This is a genomic window from Paenibacillus sp. FSL W7-1279, assembly GCF_037969845.1.
Classification (GTDB): Bacteria; Bacillota; Bacilli; order Paenibacillales; family Paenibacillaceae; genus Paenibacillus_AQ.
Map to the genome: position 1 here is coordinate 5,103,231 of NZ_CP150215.1, position 21,230 is coordinate 5,124,460.

At 50.0% G+C, this 21,230-nt stretch carries 19 protein-coding genes; 7 read left to right on the forward strand and 12 right to left on the reverse strand.

Features of this window, described 5'->3' with window-relative positions:
• Positions 1-197 precede the first annotated feature (197 nt).
• The 6 genes from MKY82_RS22945 (at position 198) to MKY82_RS22970 (ending at position 7,910) form a co-directional block, all read left to right on the forward strand.
• Entirely contained in the window at positions 198-1,931 is a 1,734-nt protein-coding gene (locus MKY82_RS22945) for a sensor histidine kinase (protein ID WP_339294424.1), read from the forward strand.
• A gap of 13 nt (positions 1,932-1,944) precedes the next feature.
• On the forward strand, positions 1,945-3,492 hold the full coding sequence (locus tag MKY82_RS22950; RefSeq protein WP_339294425.1) for a response regulator: 1,548 nt from the start codon (positions 1,945-1,947) through the stop codon (positions 3,490-3,492).
• A gap of 143 nt (positions 3,493-3,635) precedes the next feature.
• Entirely contained in the window at positions 3,636-4,976 is a 1,341-nt protein-coding gene (locus tag MKY82_RS22955; protein WP_339294426.1) for an ABC transporter substrate-binding protein, read from the forward strand.
• A gap of 118 nt (positions 4,977-5,094) precedes the next feature.
• Positions 5,095-5,994, forward strand: coding sequence for a sugar ABC transporter permease (locus tag MKY82_RS22960; protein ID WP_009589786.1), 900 nt, complete (start codon positions 5,095-5,097; stop codon positions 5,992-5,994).
• 5 nt (positions 5,995-5,999) lie between these two features.
• The gene (locus MKY82_RS22965; protein ID WP_113057348.1) at positions 6,000-6,833 is read left to right on the forward strand and encodes a carbohydrate ABC transporter permease; all 834 of its coding nucleotides are present in this window, start codon (positions 6,000-6,002) and stop codon (positions 6,831-6,833) included.
• A 45-nt stretch (positions 6,834-6,878) separates the two neighbouring features.
• Positions 6,879-7,910, forward strand: coding sequence for a glycoside hydrolase family 88 protein (locus MKY82_RS22970; protein WP_339294427.1), 1,032 nt, complete (start codon positions 6,879-6,881; stop codon positions 7,908-7,910).
• Between the two features lie 208 nt (positions 7,911-8,118).
• On the opposite strand, the gene MKY82_RS22975 is transcribed toward MKY82_RS22970, so the two are convergent.
• Together MKY82_RS22975 and MKY82_RS22980 are read right to left on the reverse strand one after the other, a co-directional pair.
• Positions 8,119-10,197 carry a penicillin-binding transpeptidase domain-containing protein gene (locus MKY82_RS22975; RefSeq protein WP_339294428.1) on the reverse strand — a complete coding sequence of 693 codons (2,079 nt, stop codon included), beginning with the start codon at positions 10,195-10,197 and terminating at the stop codon, positions 8,119-8,121.
• Positions 10,198-10,224: 27 nt separating this feature from the next.
• A complete protein-coding gene (locus MKY82_RS22980; protein ID WP_220684516.1) occupies positions 10,225-10,842 on the reverse strand; it encodes an NUDIX hydrolase in 618 nt (205 codons plus the stop codon).
• A gap of 144 nt (positions 10,843-10,986) precedes the next feature.
• On the opposite strand from MKY82_RS22980, the gene MKY82_RS22985 reads away from it, so the two are divergent.
• Complete coding sequence (locus MKY82_RS22985; RefSeq protein WP_339218501.1) at positions 10,987-11,469, forward strand: hypothetical protein; 483 nt, start codon at positions 10,987-10,989, stop codon at positions 11,467-11,469.
• 107 nt (positions 11,470-11,576) lie between these two features.
• Here MKY82_RS22985 and MKY82_RS22990 read toward each other — a convergent pair whose 3' ends face one another.
• From MKY82_RS22990 to MKY82_RS23035, 10 genes are all read right to left on the reverse strand, one after another.
• Entirely contained in the window at positions 11,577-11,912 is a 336-nt protein-coding gene (locus MKY82_RS22990) for a potassium channel family protein (protein ID WP_339294429.1), read from the reverse strand.
• A 90-nt stretch (positions 11,913-12,002) separates the two neighbouring features.
• The gene (locus MKY82_RS22995) at positions 12,003-12,575 is read right to left on the reverse strand and encodes a hypothetical protein (RefSeq protein WP_194543677.1); all 573 of its coding nucleotides are present in this window, start codon (positions 12,573-12,575) and stop codon (positions 12,003-12,005) included.
• Between the two features lie 53 nt (positions 12,576-12,628).
• Positions 12,629-15,964 carry an SNF2 helicase associated domain-containing protein gene (locus MKY82_RS23000; protein ID WP_339294430.1) on the reverse strand — a complete coding sequence of 1,112 codons (3,336 nt, stop codon included), beginning with the start codon at positions 15,962-15,964 and terminating at the stop codon, positions 12,629-12,631.
• A gap of 131 nt (positions 15,965-16,095) precedes the next feature.
• Positions 16,096-16,401, reverse strand: a complete 306-nt coding sequence (locus MKY82_RS23005) for a hypothetical protein (RefSeq protein WP_339218508.1) — start codon at positions 16,399-16,401, stop codon at positions 16,096-16,098.
• 21 nt (positions 16,402-16,422) lie between these two features.
• A complete protein-coding gene (locus tag MKY82_RS23010; protein WP_339294431.1) occupies positions 16,423-16,932 on the reverse strand; it encodes a GNAT family N-acetyltransferase in 510 nt (169 codons plus the stop codon).
• Between the two features lie 103 nt (positions 16,933-17,035).
• A complete protein-coding gene (locus MKY82_RS23015) occupies positions 17,036-17,926 on the reverse strand; it encodes a TIGR01777 family oxidoreductase (protein ID WP_339294432.1) in 891 nt (296 codons plus the stop codon).
• Positions 17,927-18,059: 133 nt separating this feature from the next.
• Positions 18,060-19,190, reverse strand: coding sequence for a methyltransferase domain-containing protein (locus MKY82_RS23020; RefSeq protein ID WP_339294433.1), 1,131 nt, complete (start codon positions 19,188-19,190; stop codon positions 18,060-18,062).
• A gap of 21 nt (positions 19,191-19,211) precedes the next feature.
• Complete coding sequence (locus MKY82_RS23025) at positions 19,212-19,781, reverse strand: methyltransferase domain-containing protein (protein WP_194543682.1); 570 nt, start codon at positions 19,779-19,781, stop codon at positions 19,212-19,214.
• A 23-nt stretch (positions 19,782-19,804) separates the two neighbouring features.
• Positions 19,805-19,978 carry a hypothetical protein gene (locus MKY82_RS23030; RefSeq protein WP_194543683.1) on the reverse strand — a complete coding sequence of 58 codons (174 nt, stop codon included), beginning with the start codon at positions 19,976-19,978 and terminating at the stop codon, positions 19,805-19,807.
• Positions 19,979-20,000: 22 nt separating this feature from the next.
• Positions 20,001-21,215, reverse strand: coding sequence for a glycosyltransferase family 4 protein (locus tag MKY82_RS23035; protein WP_339294434.1), 1,215 nt, complete (start codon positions 21,213-21,215; stop codon positions 20,001-20,003).
• Positions 21,216-21,230: the final 15 nt, after the last annotated feature.

Genomic DNA, 21,230 nt, shown 5'->3' on the forward strand with positions numbered 1-21,230 from the left:
TCTAAATCCATTATGAATTGCGAGCCTCCGAACATAAATTCAAATAACCGTTCTCCTTGTTCAAATAACCGACTACATAAGCAAAGCCTCTTTAATTATTCCAGGCGCTGGAATAACAGCGCTTGTATTGACAGCGTTTACAGCCCGGTACATAATGTGTACACAACATTTTGGGACCAGCGCAAGGAGACGTTGCCGTGCAAAAATGGATAACGATTTATAAAAATATGAAAATCAAAAATAAGCTTTCCCTTCTTATCAGCTTAATTGTTGCAATGGCATTCACGTTCGCCGTCATCGTCCAGCAGTATGCCTTCTCCATCTACGACGAGCAGCTGTACCTCAAATCATCCCAGGTCCTTCACCTGTCTTCCTCCGCGATTGAGGCAGAGCTCGAGCGGATCGAACAGTTATCTTTTAATATCATTACCGATACCCAGATCCAGAATATATTACGTTCCATCGCCGGAAGCGAATCCGACTATGACAGGCTCATCCTCCGGCAGCATTTGGTGGACCGCCTCCTGAATTACGTAGGCTCCGAGCCCATGCTCTACTCCATTCACCTGATCGATTCGTATGATCAGCAGCAGGACGTCGGCAGCGTTGTCCCGATTGATCCTACTAAAAGGGAGTTGATTCTTCAGCTTGCCGGGGACGCGGATGGGGGAGAGCGCTGGATATACCCTGACGATACGGATTCTGCCCTTCTACTTTCCCGGGAAATAAGATCCTATTCCGGCACTTTGTTCGATCTTAACTATTTGGGTACCATCATCATTCGCATCAACATGGACAAAATCGTCCGGAAGTCCGCCGGCGGGGAAAGCGACCTGATCGTAACTTCCGGTACCGATGTCATATATCCCGCAACGCCGCACTTCGATCCGGTCGTCATTCAATCCTCCCTGTCGTCCGGGAACGGGTACCTAACTCGGGAAATCGATGGCCACACCTACTTTATCGCACATAATCGATCTGGCAACACGGGCTGGACGTATATGAATGTTACACCCTTTAACCAAACCTTCAAGCAAATCATTTTCATTAAAGAGCTTGTCATCATCGTGTTCACCGTTATTTTCGCGGTTGCGATTCTGCTCGGCATCCGGTTCAGCCGGGGTCTGACACGTCCTATCGAAAGTCTCATCACCCGGATGAAGCTCGCGGAAAAAGGAAACTTTGCGGAAGCCAACGTGCTCCCGCAGGACGCAGCCCCTGTCGCCATGAACGAGCTGGGCCTGCTGCATCGCACATTCCGTCTCATGATCGAAAGAATCAATGCCCTCATCACCGAGAATTATTCAAACCGGTTGTTGATCAAAGAGACCGAGTTCAAAGCGCTGCAAGCGCAAATCAACCCCCACTTTTTGTATAACACGCTGGAATCCGTGAACTGGCTGGCAAAGATGAACAAGCAAACCCAAATCTCGGACATGGTGCAAGCGTTAGCCTTCCTTCTCCGTAACTCCGTCAGTCTGAAGGAGCCTATTCTGACACTGGGTGAAGAACTGGAGATTGTCCGAAACTATGTCCTCATACAGAAGTTCCGATTTGAAGACCGACTAGAGTTTACGCTGGATGTTAAAGAGCAGGATCTGCACCGCAAAATCCCCAAGCTGTCTCTCCAGCCTCTGCTCGAAAATGCAATTCATTATGCGCTGGAGCCGTCCGTTGACCCTTGCCGAATTTCGTTGTTCTGCAAGGAGACACCTTCCGCGTTCTGCGTCATCGTGGAGGATGACGGTCCCGGCATGGCACCAGATACCTTGACGCAATTGCGAAATGGCGATTTGGCCACCAGCGGTAACGGGATCGGACTGTTAAATATCGATGAACGAATCAAGCTGGCTTTTGGCGACCACTACGGTTTGTCCATTGACAGCGGATCGGGTCTAGGGACCCGTGTAATTCTGTATTTACCCAAATAACGGAGGGATTCGGATGTACAAAGTTCTGCTTGTGGACGATGAACGGATTATACTGGATGGCATATCTCAGATGGTGGACTGGCGATCATACCGAACCGAGCTGGCGGGTACGGCCCAGAACGGAATTCAAGCATATGAAAAAATCGTCAGGGAGAGCCCGGATATCGTCGTTTGCGACATTCGCATGCCCGGGCTCGACGGTCTGGAGCTCGTTGCCAAGACCCACGCCTCCCATCCTCATATCAAATTCGTGCTGCTGTCCGGCTTCGGCGAATTCGAGTATGCCAATCGCGCCATGCAATACGGCGTGAAGCATTATCTGCTGAAGCCGACCGACGAGGTCAAGATCGGAGGAGCGCTGAAAGAGGTCATCAACGAGTTGACCCAGGACCGGAACAAGGAAACGTTTGTCCAGGAGATGAAGAACCGGCTCCGGAAGGTACTGCCCCATGTCAAAGAACAGGTGCTCAAAGAGTTTGTCACCAACAAGACCTATGGGCGCCATGATCTGGAGGAGTACCGAAGCCTGTTCGAATACGATTTCGATCAGCCCGTACGGCTGCTATTGTTCCAGCTGGAGGGCACCGTCGAATACGAGCATCAATTTGCCGTGAAGAACATTGCGGAGGATCTGTTGGACACAACGCTGCTGAGTACGACGATCGGACAGCATGTACTGGTGCTAATCGAGAACCAACATGATCAGCAGCGGCTCCATGAGCAGCTGCAGGATATCCGGTGTACTTTTAAACAGTATTACAAGATGGACGTCACAATCGCGATCAGCGATCCCGGACCTGTTATCCTGGCGCGGAAGCTGTACCGGGATACGCTGCAATGCTTGAACTACCGTTTCTATCTGGATGAGAGCGGGATGATCACGACGGAAGATACGCTGCACGCCGGCGGCCTGGAAGGAACGTTTGTCCTCGACGAGGAACGCCTGTGCATGCCGGTCCGATCCGGCCACCGCAACGAAGCGGAGCTTGCCTTGGCCGAATGTGTTCAGGAGCTGAAGCATGCGCAGCTTAGTATCGACATGACCAAATCCTATGTCATTCAGCAATATGTATCCCTCATCCGTCTAACCGGCCCGGATCGGATGCAAGAACACTATGCACGGATTCCGGAAATCGCCGAGATGAGTACGCTTCAAGCCATTCAATCTTTCTTGGAGAAAACGGTACGGGAAATCACGCTGCGAAACTTCGAGCAGAACAAAGTCAAATATAATGCCATCGTCCGCAAGGTGGTTGAGATTATCGAGGAGCAGCTGGGGAACTCGGAGCTTACCCTCAATCTGGTGGCAAACGACATGCTGTATATGAACGCCGACTATCTCGGCAAGCTGTTCAAGAAGGAGACCGGCGAGAAGTTCTCCAATTACGTGATGAAGCTTCGGATGAAGCGCGCAACCGAAATGATGGCAAGCGATCCCGATATCAAAATTTTTGAAATGGCGGAACGGCTCGGTTTCGGCGATAATCCTCAATATTTTAGCCAAGTGTTCAAGAAACAGATTGGCTGTACACCCTCTGAATATATGAAAAAGAGTGATTAACTTGTACGTACATCTCTGCTTTTTAAACAAATTGCACGGTTTTTTTCCTTACTCTTTCCCCGCAAACACTAGATAATTGGGAATGTAAGCACTAACATTTGGAGCGACATGAAATGGTTGATTAACAAAGGGGAGGAAATGGAATGAAAAAAGTGTTAAACGCGGTTCTGATGTTTTCCCTGATCGGAAGTTTGATCGGCTGTTCGGGCGGCGGCGCCGCAGAACCACCGGCAAACGGCGGAACCGGAACGGAAACGCCGCCGGCGGCTGCAAGCGATAGCAAGGATCCGGTCAAGCTCCGCATTGCGTGGTGGGGCGGTCAGTCCCGGCATGATTATACCTTGAAGGTTATCGAGATGTATGAGTCCCAGAATCCGCATGTCACCATTGAGCCGGAGTATGCTCCATTCGATGACTATTGGAAGAAGCTTGCTCCCCAAGCGGTGGCCGGCGGACTTCCGGACATTATCCAGATGGACATCTCCTACCTGAATCAATATGCAGGCCGGAATCAACTGGCGGATTTGAAGCCGTTTACCGAGCGCGGCGAGCTTGATGTCGCCGATGTCAGCGAGAATGCGCTGAGCGGCGGTGAGGTCAGCGGCAAGCTGGTTGCCATGAACCTCGGCGTGAACGCACTCCAGACTACATTCGACGTGGAGACGATGAAGAAGAACGGCATCGATATTCCGTCCAAGGAATGGACCTGGGACGACATGGACAAGATGGGGGCACAAGCCAAAGAAAAAGGCCTGCAAATCGGAGGCTTTGCTTACCGGCATGACGTCTTCTTCCCTTACTACCTAAGAACCATCGGGCAGAAAATGTACAGCGCTGACGGCAAAACCATCGGATACAGCGACGACCAGCCTTTTATCGATTACTTCACCCGCTACCAGAAATGGTACGACAACGGATATATCCTGTCCCTGGACAAGGAAGCCCAGAAGAAAGGCGTAGCCGAAGAGGATGAAATTGTCCTGGGCAACTCTATATCAGGCACCGGCTGGTCCAACCAATTCCTCGCCGTGGCCAATCTGGTAACCGATCGTCCATTGGAGCTGAATCCGATGCCGGGACCCGGAACAAAAGAAGGACTCTTCCTGAAACCATCGATGTATTTCTCGGTCACCGAAACCTCCAAGCATAAAGAAGAAGCCGCCAAATTCATCAGCTTCTTCATCAACGACATTGAGGCCAACAAGCTGATCAAGGGCGAACGCGGCGTTCCCGTATCCGCCAAGGTGAAGGAAGCGCTCAAGCCGCTCCTCTCCGAGAACGAAGCCAAGATTTTCGACTATGTTACTTGGGCTGAGGCCAACAGCACGCCAGGCGATCCGCCTAACCCGATCGGCGCGGTAGAGATCGAGAAGCTGCTGCGAGATCTCAGCGAACGCATCCTGTTCAAGAAAATCTCGATCGAAGATGCCGCGGCCGAGTTCCGCAAGGAAGCGAATGCCATCTTGGCCAGATCTCAGCAATAACCAGGACACGGCTAGACAAGGCATCTCCGGCACGTCTTTCCCGTGCAAGAGATGCCTTTTTACATCAGTGACCCCTGCACGGGGCGCAACCAAATCTGAATCGTAGGGGTTGAAATCTATGAAGAGGCTCCGTGAGAACGAGCACATCACCGGTTACGTGTTTTCAGCGCCGTTCGTTCTTGGTTTTCTCATCTTTACCTTATATCCAATTCTGTCGTCCCTGTATTATTCGTTCACCAATTACAATCTGATGGAAGCGCCAAGATGGCTGGGCTTGGGGAATTATGAACGGTTGTTCCTGGAGGACGACAAGATCGGCAAATCGTTCCAGGTCACGTTCACCTATGTATTTGCCAGTGTCCCCCTCCGCCTTATCTTCGCCCTCTTTGTTGCCATGATCCTGAATACCGCAACCAAGGCGGTGGGGCTGTACCGCTCTGCCTTCTACCTGCCCTCTCTCATTGGCGGAAGCGTGGCCGTGGCTATCATGTGGCAGCAGATCTTTGGCGACAAGGGACTCGTGAACTCTGCCCTTTCCCTCTTCGGGATCCATTCCACGACCTCTTGGATCGGAAATCCGAGCACGGCGCTATGGACACTAATCGCCTTGTCTATCTGGCAGTTCGGCTCCTCGATGATCATTTTTCTGGCTGGTTTGAAAAATATCCCGAAGGATTACTATGAGGCTGCCAGCGTGGACGGTGCCAATGCGGTCCATCGCTTTTTCAAGATTACGCTGCCTATGCTCAGCCCCATTATTTTGTTTAATTTGACGCTCCAGACGATTTCGGCGTTCCTGACCTTCACTCCGGCCTACATTATTTCGCGCGGAGAAGGCGGGCCCCTGGACCAGACGCTGCTCTATTCGCTCTATTTGTACCGCAAGGCGTTCTCGCATTTTGAGATGGGATACGCGTCGGCGCTTGCCTGGATCATGCTCATTATCGTTGGTGTCCTGACCCTGCTCATCTTCAGATCATCTACCCGCTGGGTTCATTACGAGTCGAAAGGAGATTGACGGTTATGACCAAATCCAGACGTGTTCTCTACCATACCCTGGTCGGATTGTTCGCCCTCTGCATGACTTATCCGATTCTGTGGCTGGTCGCCAGCTCGCTGAAGCCCAATCATGAAATATTCACGACGGCTTACAGCCTGATTCCGAGTCGGCTGGAATTCTCGAATTATGCTACAGGCTGGAAGGGTTTTGCCGGGACTACCTTCGGTACCTTCTTTAAAAATTCTTTTATCATTGTCATCATATCCACCATCGGTGCCGTCGCTTCCTCTGCGCTTGTCGCCTTCGGCCTGGCTCGGACCAAGTTCTTCGGTCAGCAATTCTGGTTCGCCTGCATGATGATTACGATGATGCTGCCTCATGATGTCGTGATCGTTCCGCAGTATGTGATGTTCGCCAAATTCGGCTGGCTGTCTTCCTTCAAACCATTAATTGTTCCCCAATTCTTCGGCATTCCGTTCTTCATCTTCCTGATCATGCAATTTATCCGCACCATTCCGAAGGAACTGGATGAAGCCGCCAAGATTGACGGATGCAGCAAATACGGGATATTTTTCCGGATCGTTGTGCCATTGATCGTACCCGCTCTCATTACGTGTTCCATATTCTCCTTCTACTGGAGATGGGATGATTTCATCAATCCGCTCATTTACTTGAACAATCCGGAGAAATACCCGGTGTCACTTGCCTTGAAGCTCTTCCTTGACGGGGAGTCGCTTAATAACTGGGGCGGCATGTTTGCTATGGCTACCTTATCGCTGCTGCCGGTCGTCATCGTCTTCTTTATCTTCCAGAAATATATCGTGGAAGGAATCAGCACGACGGGATTGAAAGGGTAATTCATACAGATAGAAGCAAATAGAATATGAAGGGAGTTTCTCATCATGCCTGCACTTGTATTTGATGATCAACAGATTGAGTTTGTCATAGACCGCGTGGTCGACCGGACCTTTCGCATGGATTTCAGCTGGGACTGGCCGGGCGGGGTCGCCTTTTACGGAGTATGCGAAGCCTATAAGGCCACCGGCAAACAGGAGTATCTGGAACAGCTGAAAGCCTGGGTCGATGAAAATATGGAGGATGGGCTGCCCAAGCTGTCCGTCAACGGCGTCTCCATCGGTCATTCCCTGCTGACCTTATACGAGGTTTATGAAGATGAGCGGTATATTGAAACGGCCAAGGAAATGGCCGAGTTTCTCACGCATGATGCGCTGCGTTTCGGCAACGGCATCTTTCAGCATACGGTGAACTCCGAAACGTATAACTTTCCGGAGCAGGCGTGGGTTGATACGATGTTCATGGCAGGCTACTTCCTGCTTCGGATCGGCGTGATGCTGGACCGGGAGGATTACTTCGAGGATGGCCTGAAGCAGTATCATGGCCATGAAGATTGCCTGCAGGACCCTGTTACGAATCTCTATTACCACGGCTGGGACAATATTGCCGGCAACCATATGTCGGGCGTGTTCTGGTGCCGGGGCAATGCCTGGGCCGCCATCACGATGGCTCGTGCACTGGAGCTCGTGCCGGTTACGCATCCTTCCTTCATGATCATCGAAGGATCGCTGCGCGACCAGCTCAGCGCCCTGGTCCGGCTGCAGCATGAATCCGGCCTGTGGCATACGATTACAAGCGATCCGCAATCCCCGCTGGAAACGTCCGGCTCGGCCGGCATCGCCGCCGCCCTGCTGACCAAGGGACGCATCTATAATAAATACACGCAGAAATCGATTGACGGTATTTTGTCCAAGATTACTGAGGATGGCACCGTAACCGGCGTATCCGCGGGAACGGCCGTCATGAAAGACGCCGCAGGTTACAGAGGCGTGCCCGATAAGCGAATCCAGGGCTGGGGTCAAGGCTTGGCTCTGACCTTTCTCGCGGAAGTGCTGAAGAACAAGGACAATCCTTATTGATGAAATGAGTTACAAAAAAAGGCAGGATTGGAGAGGATCAAGTGCGCCTCTACAACCTGCCTATTGTTATATGCGTTTCCACAAGCGATATTTTAATGAAAAATAACCGGTTAACAGGACAGTTATAACAAGGATAATTACATTCAAAATCATTGCTTTATCGCCCCTTTTCCCATCGCTAATCTTCACGATTCTACGTCTACGCTGTTTATTCATTGTCCCCTGTCTCGTCTTGAGTGCTGTCCTTCTGCTCATCTGTCTTCTTCGGATGCGGTGTTCCATCAAGTCCATAGACTTCGTCATAAGCATCGAATATTTTCCTCGCAATCGGCGCAGCGCTTTGCGAGCCGAAGCCGCCCTCCGGCACAACCACGGCAACTGCCAGCTTCGGATTATCTCGCGGAGCAAAGGCGATGAAGACGCCGTTATCAATCTTTTGCCATCTTCCATTCACCTTAGCTTCCTGCTCGGAGGTTCCCGTTTTGCGGGCAAAATCATATTTAAAATCATCGAATGCTGCCAACCCCTGGGTATTCATCCCCCGCTTAATGGTCTGCCAATACGCTTTGGGGAACTCGACCTCGTTCAGAACCTCGCGACCGAATTCCTTGACCACCTTGCCATCCTGATCCGTGATTTTGCTAACCAGCTGCGGCTTGACCCGCTTGCCTTCATTCGCCAGCATGACGGTGTATTGGGCAAGCTGCAGCGGGGTGTATTTTCCCATCTGTCCGAAAGAAGCATAGGCTAACGCAGCGAGATTACTTCCGGCTGCCTCCGTATTGGTATACTCCCCACGACCCTTAAATTCTCCAGGCAAGCCACTTCCCGTTGTAACGCCAAGACCAAACTGCATCATATACTTTTCCCAGACGGTAACACCCTTCTCCCCACCATACTTATTGACAAGCCTTTTGCCAATCATATCAATCATAAAGGCGTTCGATGATTGCTGGATTGCTTGCTGTGGCTTTATGGGCCCATTTCGATGTCCGCCCGAGTTGGAGATAGACTTTTCATATCCTTCCCGGCCAATTAAAGCGTACCCTTTATCGGGATATGTTTCGTTCAAGCCAAATAACCCCTCATTCAGCCCAATCAACACGGTCAGCGGTTTAATGACGGAACCGAGATAGATCGTGGATTCAAAGCCGTTTCCCGAGCGACCTGATCCATAGATCGTAATCGTGCCGTTTCCCGACGAATCCACGATATCCGGCGTAATCTTGCCACCATTTACCCGCACATTCGAGTCGTAATCCGGCATGCTCGCCATCGCGACTACATTACCGGTATCCACCTCCATGGCGACCGCGTATCCAGTTAAGGCTTCCTTATGAAGCTTTCCCGATACCGGATGGGTATGAAGATATTGAAGCTGATCCATAATGGCCTGCTCCGTGGCAAGCTGAATGTCTTTATGAATCGTGGTGTGGATATTGTGACCTTTTTCGGGAGCGACCATCGTCGGAACGCCATCTACCATATTCTGGGGATTAATCGGGATGTTTAAATATCCGCTCTTGCCGCGCAGTTCTTCCTGAAACATCTGCTCCAATCCGTCATAGCCAATCCACTCTTCTTCCGTGTAGATCAAGCCGGGATTTTTCTGATCCTTGTTGCTCTGATCAATAGCCTCATAAACCTTAAGGTCTTTGGAGCCTCTGAACTTCTTTAAGTACCCGATCGTTTGAACGGCCACCGTATCCGGGTCATAGTGTCTAACATTCTCCTCCACAATCTGGATGCCGGGGAACTTGGCACGATTCTCCATAAAATAAGCGATCTCTTCCTTCGTCAAATCCGTCTTGATGCGTCTGGGTTCATAACCATGCTGCTTGTTATATTCCAAATCCAGGTCGTCCATCACTTTCTTCACTGTAATCGGTTCTGCCTCGGGGTCCCCATACTTGTTAAACGCTTGGACAATTCGTTTTGCCATTTCCTCCGCTTCCGGCCTGTTCGCTTTGCCCTTGTCCGTCTTTTTGCTGTAATCCTTCATGAGCGTAATATATAAAGAGTTTGAAGCCGTGGAATAAGCAAGCTTGGTGCCGGATGCATCGATGATGGACCCCCGGATCGGCTGCAGCGGGAAATGCTTCTGCTCTCCTCCGGTTTCCTGACTCGCAAGCTCAGGTCCCTCAACGAACTGCAAAATGGCCATTCGAACGATAATGACGCAAAAGATTAAAAATGCGCTGAAAAAGAAAATGTTGATCCGCCCATGAAATCTACGCCTGATTTCTGATTCATCCGGTACGTCTTTATAAGGTTTAAAGCCTATCACATTGTCTACGCTCCTTTGTTATATGTTTTAATCCAGCCAAGTCGGCAAATGCGGGTTGTTCTCGAATTCGAATATTCTCTTCAGCTGTTCCTTGGTATTCCGTTCTTCGGACAACGGCGGCAGTTCGTCCTGAGGGAAAAAACCGACCGCGGACGTTTCGGTCCCCACACCTGCAGCTCCGCCCGTAATGTCGCACTGAATAAACATTTTGTACACGTGGAAGGCCGAAGGCGGATGGTTATGAAATTTCTTGTCCAATACGGCCAGCAGCCTCCCTGCACGCACGTCGTAACCGGCCTCTTCCTTCACTTCCTTCACCACGACCTCCGCAGGGGATAAGCCGATGTCCGCCCATCCTCCCGGCAGCGCCCAGGCCCCGTCGGCCTTTTCCTTCACCAGCAGCAGCTTTCCGTCTTGAAAAATAACGCCGCGGACATCCACCTTCGGCGTTTGGTATCCGGTTTCACTCGCAAACAGCGTACGGATCTTCTCTTCGCCCGCCTCGGTATACTCCTGCATGATCTGGATGCTGAGCTCCCTCAGCTGCTCAAACCGTTCCTTGTCATAAACGTCCCTCGTATACTCCAGTCCGGCCTGGCTGATGGCCTGCATCTCCTTGGCCCACGCTAACCATTTTATTGTCATAGGTTTCATCCTCTTCAAAGAATCTCATAATATATAACGCCTGCTATCCGTGATTGGTTTATAATGGAAGTGCTGATTTCAAAATTATAACATATTTTCTAGCAAGTTATGAGACAAAGGATATAAAAGGGGGGACAGCTGGACATGAAAAAAATGCGGCCGGTGTTATACAGTGTTCTTCTAATCATGGTGTTCGGTACCGGGTACTACATCGGATCCAGGTCTGAGAACGTAACGCCGATCTCGAAGGAAAATGCCCGCAAAGCCGTTCAGACCCTGTGGGTGAAAGCCGCCGAACCTCCGCTGCCCAAGGTAAGCATTGACGGCACCGAGATCAAGCTGCAACGTGGCGGTTATTCGTGGTGCAACGGGGATAACTGCGCGACGACGGATGCGGCCCGTCCCAGGCTTGAGGATATGACGCCGGTTGCGGTCCAAGCCGGTGCCGACATTCAATCGAAGCCACCCGAAGGAATACAAGGCTTCACCATTCTCAACTTGACGGATTCAGGTAACGATGGATATACCGTACCAGCGAAAGCCGGCTCGTACCTGTACGAAATTCACTGCACATGGCCCCTGGATCAAGGAGAAGCCAGCTTTTATTTCGCGGTGACAGTTGAATAGACCTGCTGTGGATTGATTTACCAAGCATCTCGCATCCGTCTTTCCATAAGAAAAGAAACAGCCCCGGCGCCAGGGCTGTTTCTTCGTTTTCATTATGAATTCGTTGTTTACTTCTCATCCCTTTGATTCGTTCGGATTAAGGCATACGCCAATTGTCCGGCCATCCCCAGGAATAAACCCGTTCCGACGACAATATAGACCATCGTGAATGTTTTACCAAGCGGCGTCTGCGGCACGAATTCCGGATGCCCTACCGTGCTCAAGGTAACCACGCAGAAATAAAGTGCATCCAGCACCGGCAAGCCTTCTTGTCTGGTATAAAACATCGTGCCCGATAACAGCATGATGACGATAAGCACAAACAGCGCTACAAAATACCGCTGCTTAAACGCTCGAAACAGACCGCTGAAAAGACGTTTTAACGTTAGTAAAAAAGATATCATCCCGGAAACCGTCCTATTCTATAACTGGAGTATACGTTACATCAATCTTATACAGCTATTATATCAGCGTTTATGTTCTGCGCCCATCAGCTAAGGATGAACGGAGAGAATATTCCCTTCGGAATCGATACTTCGAAATATAAAACCTCCGATTTGATCGGAAGGCAGCTGTTCATAATGAACGGCATATCCTTGTTCGACATCCATTTCAATGTAGACCCCGGACAAGGCTTTGATCTGATCCAGATCATCGATCGGCTCATCATCCCATGGCTCATTAGTCACGATGATCTTCCTGCTCTCGTTCTCTGAAGTCTCGACCGCCAGTAAGGTATCATACATATCCTCCCCGCGACGGCTAGCAGACCAGATCCGAGTAAAGGGCTCATCTTCGGATCCCCGTTCCAGAACGACCGAGTTCGAAGCACGGTGCAGCAGTCCCCATTTACTTTCCATAAGGGTGACCATCTTCACGTTGCCATCATGCCAGACGATCAGCTTGTGATGATCCCCTATTCTCTCGTATAACTTATCCCCGGTATACGCAGGATGCAAGCGCTGCAAGGCCTGCTCTTCATTGTATACATATCCACCCAGGAAAAGCGGCATGTAACTGATGACGACCAACACGGCTGCCAGTATGAGAAACATTGTTTTTTTCAAAACAACAACTCCTTGTCATCTTTTGCACTCGAGCGCCATCCATACCCATGAGTTTAGCTCTGAAGGGACAACAGCTCCCGGATCTCCGCCTCGGTCCAGCTTGGAAGCGACTCTTCTCCCGGCTGAACCAGTTCCTCGATCAGATCCTTCTTCTTCTGCTGCAGAGCAGCCATTTTATCCTCGATGGTATCCTGAGCCACCAGCCGTATCACCTGCACAACCTTCTTCTGTCCGATGCGATGGGCCCGGTCCATCGCCTGCTGCTCCACAGCCGGATTCCACCACAGGTCATACAAGATCACCGTATCGGCCCCGGTCAGGTTCAGCCCCGTTCCGCCTGCCTTCAGCGAGATGAGGAACACTTCCCGTTCTCCCTCGTTGAAGCGTTCGCACAGCTCCACCCGCTTCGATGCCGGAGTCTGTCCATCCAGATAGAAAAACGGGATCCCCCGATATCCGAGCTCCCCGGCAATCAGATTCAGCATCCCCGTAAACTGGGAGAATACCAGCATCCTTCTGCCTGCAAGACGACATTCCTCAATGGTTTCCAGGAGCTGCTCAAACTTGGCCGAACTGCCCTCATAGCCTTCCACGAATAGGGCCGGGTGACAGCAGATCTGGCGCAGACGGGTAATGCCCGCCAGGATGCGAATCCGGCTTTTCTGAAATCCATCCTGCGCCAAATGCTTGAGCGTCTCCTGTCTTAACTTCGCAAGATAGGCTGTATAGAGCTTCTTCTGTTCGATCAGCAGGCTTGATGCCTGAACCGTCTCGATCTTCTCCGGCAGCTCCTTGAGCACATCCGATTTCAGCCTGCGAAGCAGGAAGGGACGCACCCGCCTCAACACGGTTTCTTTCGGCAATTCCTGAAACGCTTTTCGATCTCCAAAGAGTGCCGGGAAAACGGCGTCATATATGGACCACAGCTCCTCCAGCCGGTTCTCGACCGGGGTGCCTGTCAGTGCAAACCGATAACGGGCATGAAGCGTTTTGACAACCTGAGCCGTTTGCGTTGTATAATTTTTGAAGAATTGGGCTTCATCCAGAATTAACGTTAAGAACGGCAGCTTCGCATACCGCTCAACGTCCCTGCGGAGCAGCGGGTACGAAGTAATGATAACATCTGCGTTCCCCGCATTCTGTATAATCTTAGTCCGCTCGGTCTGCGTGCCATCGGCAATGACGGCCTTGATCTCGGGCGCAAACTTCTGGAGCTCGTTAAACCAGTTATAGAGCAGTGAGGCAGGCGCCACGATAAGTGCAGGTTCGCTGCGCTCTCTGATCTCCGGGAGCACCGACAGAATGAAAGCAATGCTCTGAATGGTTTTACCGAGGCCCATGTCATCGGCCAAGATGCCGCCGAAGCGGTAATGGGCCATCGTCTTCATCCATTGGAAACCAAACTTCTGATAATCCCGGAGGACCGTTTCGAGGCTCGGCGGCACGGCAAAATCCAAATGATCCGGATTCTTCACGTGCTGCAGCATTCGGCGCAAGGATCGGCCAAGCTGGACCGCTGATCCCGTTTCCTCCCAATCCAGCAGCTGAAGTCCTTGGACTGCCGGCATTTTGAATTCTGTGCCCTCCCCTTCGTATAACCAAGGCCCTACCCGGTTCATTAAGGCAACCATGGCCTGGAACTCGGCGCTCTCCAGCGGAAGCAGCGCTCCGTTTCGCAACCGGTGATATTTTCGTTTTTCTTCAAGCGATTTGACGATTTCCCGGATTTCGGCTTCCCGAATCCCCTCCATGTCAAACTTCAATTCAAGCCAATCCGTCCGTTCGTCGACCTCCACCCGCACCTTGGCTCCCATCGGTTCAGTCAGCACCCGTTCCTTCACGGCTGTCGTTGCATAAACAACCAGCAGCTTCTCCAACTGCGGGATCGTATGATACAGGAAATCGTATTCGGCATCCTCATCGTTCATGAAGAAGCCGCCATCCGTTTTGGCAAAGGAGGCGTTTTCCATAAGCTCTAGAATCCGCTGCTCCTGCTCTCCGTCGCGAACGAGGATTGAGCTGCTGCTGCGTGTTGCACGATGTCCCTCCAACGGATTAATGGTGATTTCTCCGTATTGAAATTCGAGTCCGGCCAAAAGCCGGCCACGCACCCTGTCCAGATAGAGCTTCGCTTTTAAAGGCGTTTTGACAATGCGGTCCGATACGGTCTGTGCCACGTGGACACTTCCAAGCTTCATCAGTCCCGGAACCACCCGTTCCATAATGGACTCCATCATCTCAGGTTGAATCCGGATATGCGGTTTATTCGAATTCTCAAGCAGCTCCTTCATCTCGGAGAGTCTTCTGCAAGCATCCAATTCAAGCTGAATGAGCTTACCGTCCACAATGACGAGGCCGTATCCCTCCAGAACGATCATTCGCTCCAGTCCCTCGATCTTCATCAGGTAGTGATCATCCCCTGCTTCATCAAACTCGAATTGAAGGGGGATCGGATCTTGAACGAATTCCAGCTTATCCGTGAGGATCCCGTCCAAAGACAGCAGGGAATGGTTCGAATGGGATATTCGTTCCCTAACCTCAGGCCAAAAAGTGGGAGGAATAATCAGCATTCGGTCGCCGCCTCCCTTTTTGCCATGCGGAGCATACATGTCCAGTGACTGTTTAAACATGCTTTCATGCTCGTATATACGAATCAGCTCATGGAGAATATCATCATCCTCCTTTTTAAAGCTGTGTTGCTCCGGATCGTACGTGAAATTCTTCGTGAACATGCAGGTCTCTCCGAGTTTTACACACGCCAGAAACTCTCGGATCCGCTGCACAATGTACAAGCGTTTCTTACCGATTCGCAGTTCAACGCCAAACAGATATTTCCGATTTCCGTAAGGATATAACTTGAAAATGAACTCCATCTCCAGAACTTCCCGGGTGTCAAACCTGGATGCTGCCGTAGCCCTCCGGCCTGCAGAATAAGAGAACAATCCGAGCAGCTGGCTGCTGAGCCGCGCATCCTGCTCCCCTTCGTCCGAGCTTCTCTCATGCTCCGTAGAGTACCGAGGTGTTAATTGCCCGTCTCCATTATTTCCGCCGTCAGAAGGATGTAATAACGATGGATAGGGGCGCATGGGTGCTTCCACCGTTTGCTCAATATCACGGATATTCAAGAGCAGAGCCGCAATATGTCTGCATCGCTTCCGGGAGAATCCATAATCGATACAGCTGCATTCCGTGAATACATCCCCATTCGAGTCAATCTCGGCATAGGCGATACCCGGCTCCTGATCCGTCACTTCAGCCTCGTATTTCCGAGTGTCCGTATCTTGTTTCAACATCGTAACATGTCCATCTCTATATAAAACCCCGCCGCGATCGTAGGAGGTCTTTCCGCATAATAACTTGATCACCCGTTCGGTCAGCTGGTAACCCATAACCACAATCCCTTCTCTAATTGCTGCTAAAAAACAGTATACCATGTTGGGCGAAAAGGCTAGTAATGCCGACGGCCGATAGTAGAAAACGTCTATCGACGTCCATTCCAGAAGCAAAAAAGAACTCGCCGCTACGGCAAGTTCTTCTTCCGCTGTTTCTCATAAGACCGGGTCAATTTGTCATAACGGGTGTTTTTACCTCTCCATGCTCCGCTAGAAATAAGGAAGCCGACAATCATATAGATCAAAAAATAATAATAATACCGTGTTATAAAAAAATCAGGATCAAACCGGTCCTTGTCAAAAAACCAGGTAGCTGCAGCCCACACAACATATAGAAATAAGCCGTGAGCCAGTCCTCGGGATAGTACGAATTTGCCTCTCCCCTTCGCCCGGATCTGAGTCCATTTGCGATAGAATCGCTCATCTCGATCCATCCAACCCCTCCGTTTCGTGGCTTAGATACGTTTGTAATACAGCACCGTCCCGTCCAGTTCGCCGTTAGAGGATATGGCATAATCGGGTATAATCCCAGCTTGGATGTAACCCAGAGACTGATACAGCTTGTTGGAGGGGTCCCCCTCCCGGGTATCTAATACCAACAACGTTCTACCCTCTGCCTTGGCTTTCGGCTCCAGATGAAGCATCAACGTTCTGCCGATACCTCCGCGGCGAGATACAGGATCCACCATCAGTTTTGCTACCTCGGCCCGGTGTCTGCCATTTGCCTTCATGGCGCATTGCAGCTGAACCGTGCCAATCGCCTGCCCATCCTGTACGGCAACCCACAGGGTAACCCCTGGGCCAAGCACATCCTCCCAGTAAGCGAAAGCTTCATCGTAAGACAGCGGCCGTAAGAATCCTACCGATGCCCCATCTTCTACTACCCGAATCAATAGTTCCGTTAATTGATGATGCGTCTCGCTTTCTAATTGGTCGACCTCCATAATCGTAAACGCAGAATTCATTACAGTACACTCCCTCTCTCATCTAATAAATTCATTCTATCCGTTCCGTTTCCATATGCAATCATTTTTACAATGCGTAATCCACCAAGGCGTTAAAATCCACTTATCGCTTCAAGAAGTCAGCCAGTGCTTTATTCAGCGTATCATATGTACAATGAAATCCTGCCTTGCAGAGTCTGTCCGGAATGACCCATCGGCTCTTCAGCACGAGTTCCGTTTCGGTTTGAATCAGCCGGGCTCCCAGTTCAAGCAGCCATTTGGGTGATGGCAATCCCATTCTGCGATTCAATGCAAGCCGAAGCTGCTCCATTAGTTCCTTGTTCGTAACCGGATGAGGGGAGGCACAATTAAATATCCCGCTCAGCTCTGCTCTTTCTTGTAAAAACAGGATCATACGATACAAATCCTCTACATGAATCCAGCTGAACTTTTGCTTGCCTGTCCCTTGAACGCCACCGAGTCCGTATTTTACCAAGTTAACATAAGGTGTCATGACGCCGCCCCCCGGTCCCAGCACGATGGCAATGCGTAAAGCGATTTGTTTTGTTTGAGGCAGTGAGAACGAGAAAAAAGCGCGCTCCCATGCCTTGGCAACCTCAACCGAGAAACCTGTCCCGATTTCACCCTGTTCCTCCGTCATCGGCTTATCTTCAGCGTGGCGATAAATCGTGGCCGTACTAGAATTAAACCATGTACGAGGAGGAGTACGGCATGCCTCGATAGCCGTGCCGAGTATATTCGTTGTATCTATTCTTGATTTCAGAATCAGCTTCTTATTTTCCTCATCGTAACGGCAATTGACCGATTTACCTGCAAGATTAATCAGCATATCCGCCCCCTCCAGAGCAGCGACGATCGCTTCTTGATCGTTCCATGGGATATGGCCATTCCGTCGGGATATCATAAGTACTTGTGCTTGCTGCTCTTTCGTGAATTTTTTCGCAAGATAAGTTCCGATAAAACCTGTTCCACCAGCCAGAACGATCTTTTTCATAGAATAGAATCAGCTCATTTCTCTATGTTTTATCCCCATTATAAATTCCCATTTTATCTATTTGTTTCTTACAATATATCATTTTTCAGTAAAGAATAAAAAGAAAACACCTTCCTTATAGAAGATGTTCCATTCATATAGCGCTGCCGGATTTGTATGATGATTTCAGAAAAACACCAAATTCTCTTTTCTTCCCGGTCCCTTCGGTATCCCCCAATTTCTCATATCTGTCAAATTGTGTTCCACTAAACAAAATAGCCTTTTCCTTCTCCGGCTCGGCCCCTGATTCCCAAAATAGAACTCCTGTAACACTCTGGTCCAATTTCCTCAGAAATGCTTCCCGCGCCGGCAGATCGTCCATCACATGATAGAATACGGTTAGTAGCAACCCGATATCATATGTTTCCGTAAGACTTGAGCGTTCAAACCGCTCCTCCTTGAGATCAAAATGAACTCGTTCGAGAACGTTCAGCTGCCTTGCCAGCTCGTAATGCTCAGCCATTGGCTCATAACCTGTGACGATAGCCCCCTGACGCGTAAAGTGTCTGGCATAAAATCCGATGTTGCAGCCGATATCGATTACCCTTTTTCCTCGAACGGATGAGGAACCCAGATACTCCATAATCAGATCCATACGGGTCGGATAGACATCATCCCGTTCACTCTTCAAATGCATGAAGTGAGGATTCAAAATCGGTGTATAAATCAGGGTTCGAAGATGGCGGGAAAAGACCTCGGTCACCTGGTTCACAGCATCCGTATGCTTCCACTCCTCATAATCGCGAACGGTCATTCGGGCCGGGACCTGCCTAACTCCGCTGCAGTATTGAAAGATGGCTCGATGGTGGCCGTCTTTCACGTGAAAATAACCGCCTTTCCTGTTATATTGGACCAGAATCGGATCTTCGTTGAAATGCTCTTTATCATTGGCGAACAAGGCAGCCATCGTGACATATTGTATGCGCCGCTGCTCCAATAAATCGTTATCCGAAATAGGCACCTTCATATCACGGGTGATATATATGGAGGAATGCCAATCCAGATACAACTTCGGATCCCCCCCTTGATTCATAAGGTGACGGTACAATTGCAAATGGGGTGACAACCGAATAATTGGAAGATCGGCATATCTTGTATGAACTTCATACCAGGCTTCCGTGTAGTTTGGAATTTCGGCTTTATGTTCCTCTTCTATGAAATCCGTAAACAACAATTCCAGCGGTACTTTCGTAACCATGGTCTGCAGATGTGCTTCAGGTGACATCGCGTAAACCTCCCTTCTCTTTTACTTGCCTGGCATCGAAAACAAATACGTGGAGAAATCACGGTTAATGTAATCCCTAAAATGCCTTTTGTCGACTACGGGAAGCAGATCCAGCTCCTCCGTTGTCCATGTGCTCAAATGGGTTTCGAAATCATTACCGTACACTGCTCCCTGCGGCCAGTCTGTTCCAATCGGGATATTTAGCAGGACAAAGCGGGATTTTTCAATACAGGTCTGCAGCAGCACAAGCGCCCGCTCTTTTGTAAAGTGCTCCAGAACGTCACCCAGAATGATCAGATCGAATTGTCCTGGCTGAACCTCCGTTTGTATATGATCGAATGCATCCGCAACATGGATGATATTGTAGAAACAGGAATGATATGAATCAATATTGACCGGATAAATTTCAATCCCTTCGATTCGCGTATCCCAATATGTGCGGAATACGCGCCCTTCCCAAACATCTAAATATTCGCGGCAGATCATTCCCCAACGGCCAAATCCAACGCCGACATCCAGTACGGACTTCGGAGAGACATACCGGATCAGATCCACACAAAAAGATAAATTCTGCCAGTTAGATGTTCCCATTCCCATACCTCCATTCGATCATTCTATTTCATATTCATCATCATATTAATAATCCGGTAATCCGGTATGAAATAATCCTTAGGAAGCCGGCTTACTGTTTGCTCCCACACCATTTGATTCACCATGAATGACGAAGGGAATTGATTGACCAGAAACAAATGACTGTACTGGTCTCCGGGTACCTCTATCAAATGCATGGTCCTTCCTCCCTTTCCTAGGTTACTGGGCCTTGCTTATCTCTTTTTGATAAACCTCCAATATTCGCTTCACCATGGAATCCAGACCACGATGAGCCAATGCCCATTTCCGCGCTTGTTTACCTAGAAGCCTACGGTACGCTTCATCTTCCAGCAACATATTCAGACGTGCAGTAAGCATATCGTCATTCCCGGTCTGAAAGAGAAGGCCGTTCACCTCATGCTGTACTGCTTCCTTAAGACCGCCCGCATCCGAAGAAACGATCGGCAATTCGGCAATCTGCGCCTCCATCACAGAATAGGAGAGGGTCTCCATCAGACTTGGCATAACAAAAATATCTGCCAGCCCTAACAACGCAGGAACATCGTCACGCGAGCCCCAAAAACGGACTGCCCCCGTCATACCCAACTGACCAACGCGATATTCGTACAATGCACGCTGATCTCCGTCTCCAACAAGCCAGCACTCCCAGTCCTGACGAAAAGCATGGAGTTTGCCCAAGGCTTCCAACAACACGTGAATGCCCTTTTCATGACTGAGTCTGGAGGTGCAGATGATCACTTTCTTGTCCACGGGTCGAGTCAGTTCGTGCTCTTTCTTCAACCTGTCTTCGAAGCTTGGAATATCCATCGCATAGGGAATCAATGAGATCCGGGATACCGGCAGACCAAAGTACGATACCACGACATCCCTCAGCCATTCGGAAGCCAGAAGCACCTGATCGCTGGATGAGCCCCCGATATTCTCAATCGATTTATAATAATTCCAGACAAGTAATGGGCTGGAAGGTTTAATCCCTTGATCATTTTGGACCATATTCAAAATAGTAAGTGCCACGGAAGCATGAATGCTGGTTACCAAGGGTATGCCCGCAGGTTTCACCCGACTGACGGCTGCCGCAGCCAGCACATCCTGTGCATGAATGACATCGTATTGCTCCAAGTCCAAATAAGAAAGCGTTAGCTCCAAACATAACCGCTCAGATTCAGCATGCCTGACCCAATTATCCGAGAATATAGGGGATGCTGCTGGGAGATTCGCCTCCAACATCGGTTTATAATGACTCTTGAACACCTTCCGGTTATCATCTCCATACACATAAAAGCAATCAATTCTGTCACCGACCATGTCGACCTCATGCCCCAATGCCTCAAGCCCCTGCTTGATCTGCAGCATATACTTCCATAGTCCACCGACATGAGGAATCAGGAATATCGTCACGAGCAATATCTTCAAGCACCCCACCCTTTC

Coding starts and splice junctions, on each gene's coding strand:
- MKY82_RS22950 (WP_339294425.1), top strand. CDS start 1,945: ATGTACAAAGTTCTGCTTGTGGACGATGAACGGATTATACTGGATGGC.
- MKY82_RS22955 (WP_339294426.1), top strand. CDS start 3,636: ATGAAAAAAGTGTTAAACGCGGTTCTGATGTTTTCCCTGATCGGAAGT.
- MKY82_RS22960 (WP_009589786.1), top strand. CDS start 5,095: ATGAAGAGGCTCCGTGAGAACGAGCACATCACCGGTTACGTGTTTTCA.
- MKY82_RS22965 (WP_113057348.1), top strand. CDS start 6,000: ATGACCAAATCCAGACGTGTTCTCTACCATACCCTGGTCGGATTGTTC.
- MKY82_RS22970 (WP_339294427.1), top strand. CDS start 6,879: ATGCCTGCACTTGTATTTGATGATCAACAGATTGAGTTTGTCATAGAC.
- MKY82_RS22980 (WP_220684516.1), bottom strand. CDS start 10,842: ATGACAATAAAATGGTTAGCGTGGGCCAAGGAGATGCAGGCCATCAGC.
- MKY82_RS22985 (WP_339218501.1), top strand. CDS start 10,987: ATGAAAAAAATGCGGCCGGTGTTATACAGTGTTCTTCTAATCATGGTG.
- MKY82_RS22990 (WP_339294429.1), bottom strand. CDS start 11,912: ATGATATCTTTTTTACTAACGTTAAAACGTCTTTTCAGCGGTCTGTTT.
- MKY82_RS23000 (WP_339294430.1), bottom strand. CDS start 15,964: ATGGGTTACCAGCTGACCGAACGGGTGATCAAGTTATTATGCGGAAAG.
- MKY82_RS23005 (WP_339218508.1), bottom strand. CDS start 16,401: ATGGATCGAGATGAGCGATTCTATCGCAAATGGACTCAGATCCGGGCG.
- MKY82_RS23010 (WP_339294431.1), bottom strand. CDS start 16,932: ATGAATTCTGCGTTTACGATTATGGAGGTCGACCAATTAGAAAGCGAG.
- MKY82_RS23015 (WP_339294432.1), bottom strand. CDS start 17,926: ATGAAAAAGATCGTTCTGGCTGGTGGAACAGGTTTTATCGGAACTTAT.
- MKY82_RS23020 (WP_339294433.1), bottom strand. CDS start 19,190: ATGTCACCTGAAGCACATCTGCAGACCATGGTTACGAAAGTACCGCTG.
- MKY82_RS23025 (WP_194543682.1), bottom strand. CDS start 19,781: ATGGGAACATCTAACTGGCAGAATTTATCTTTTTGTGTGGATCTGATC.
- MKY82_RS23030 (WP_194543683.1), bottom strand. CDS start 19,978: ATGCATTTGATAGAGGTACCCGGAGACCAGTACAGTCATTTGTTTCTG.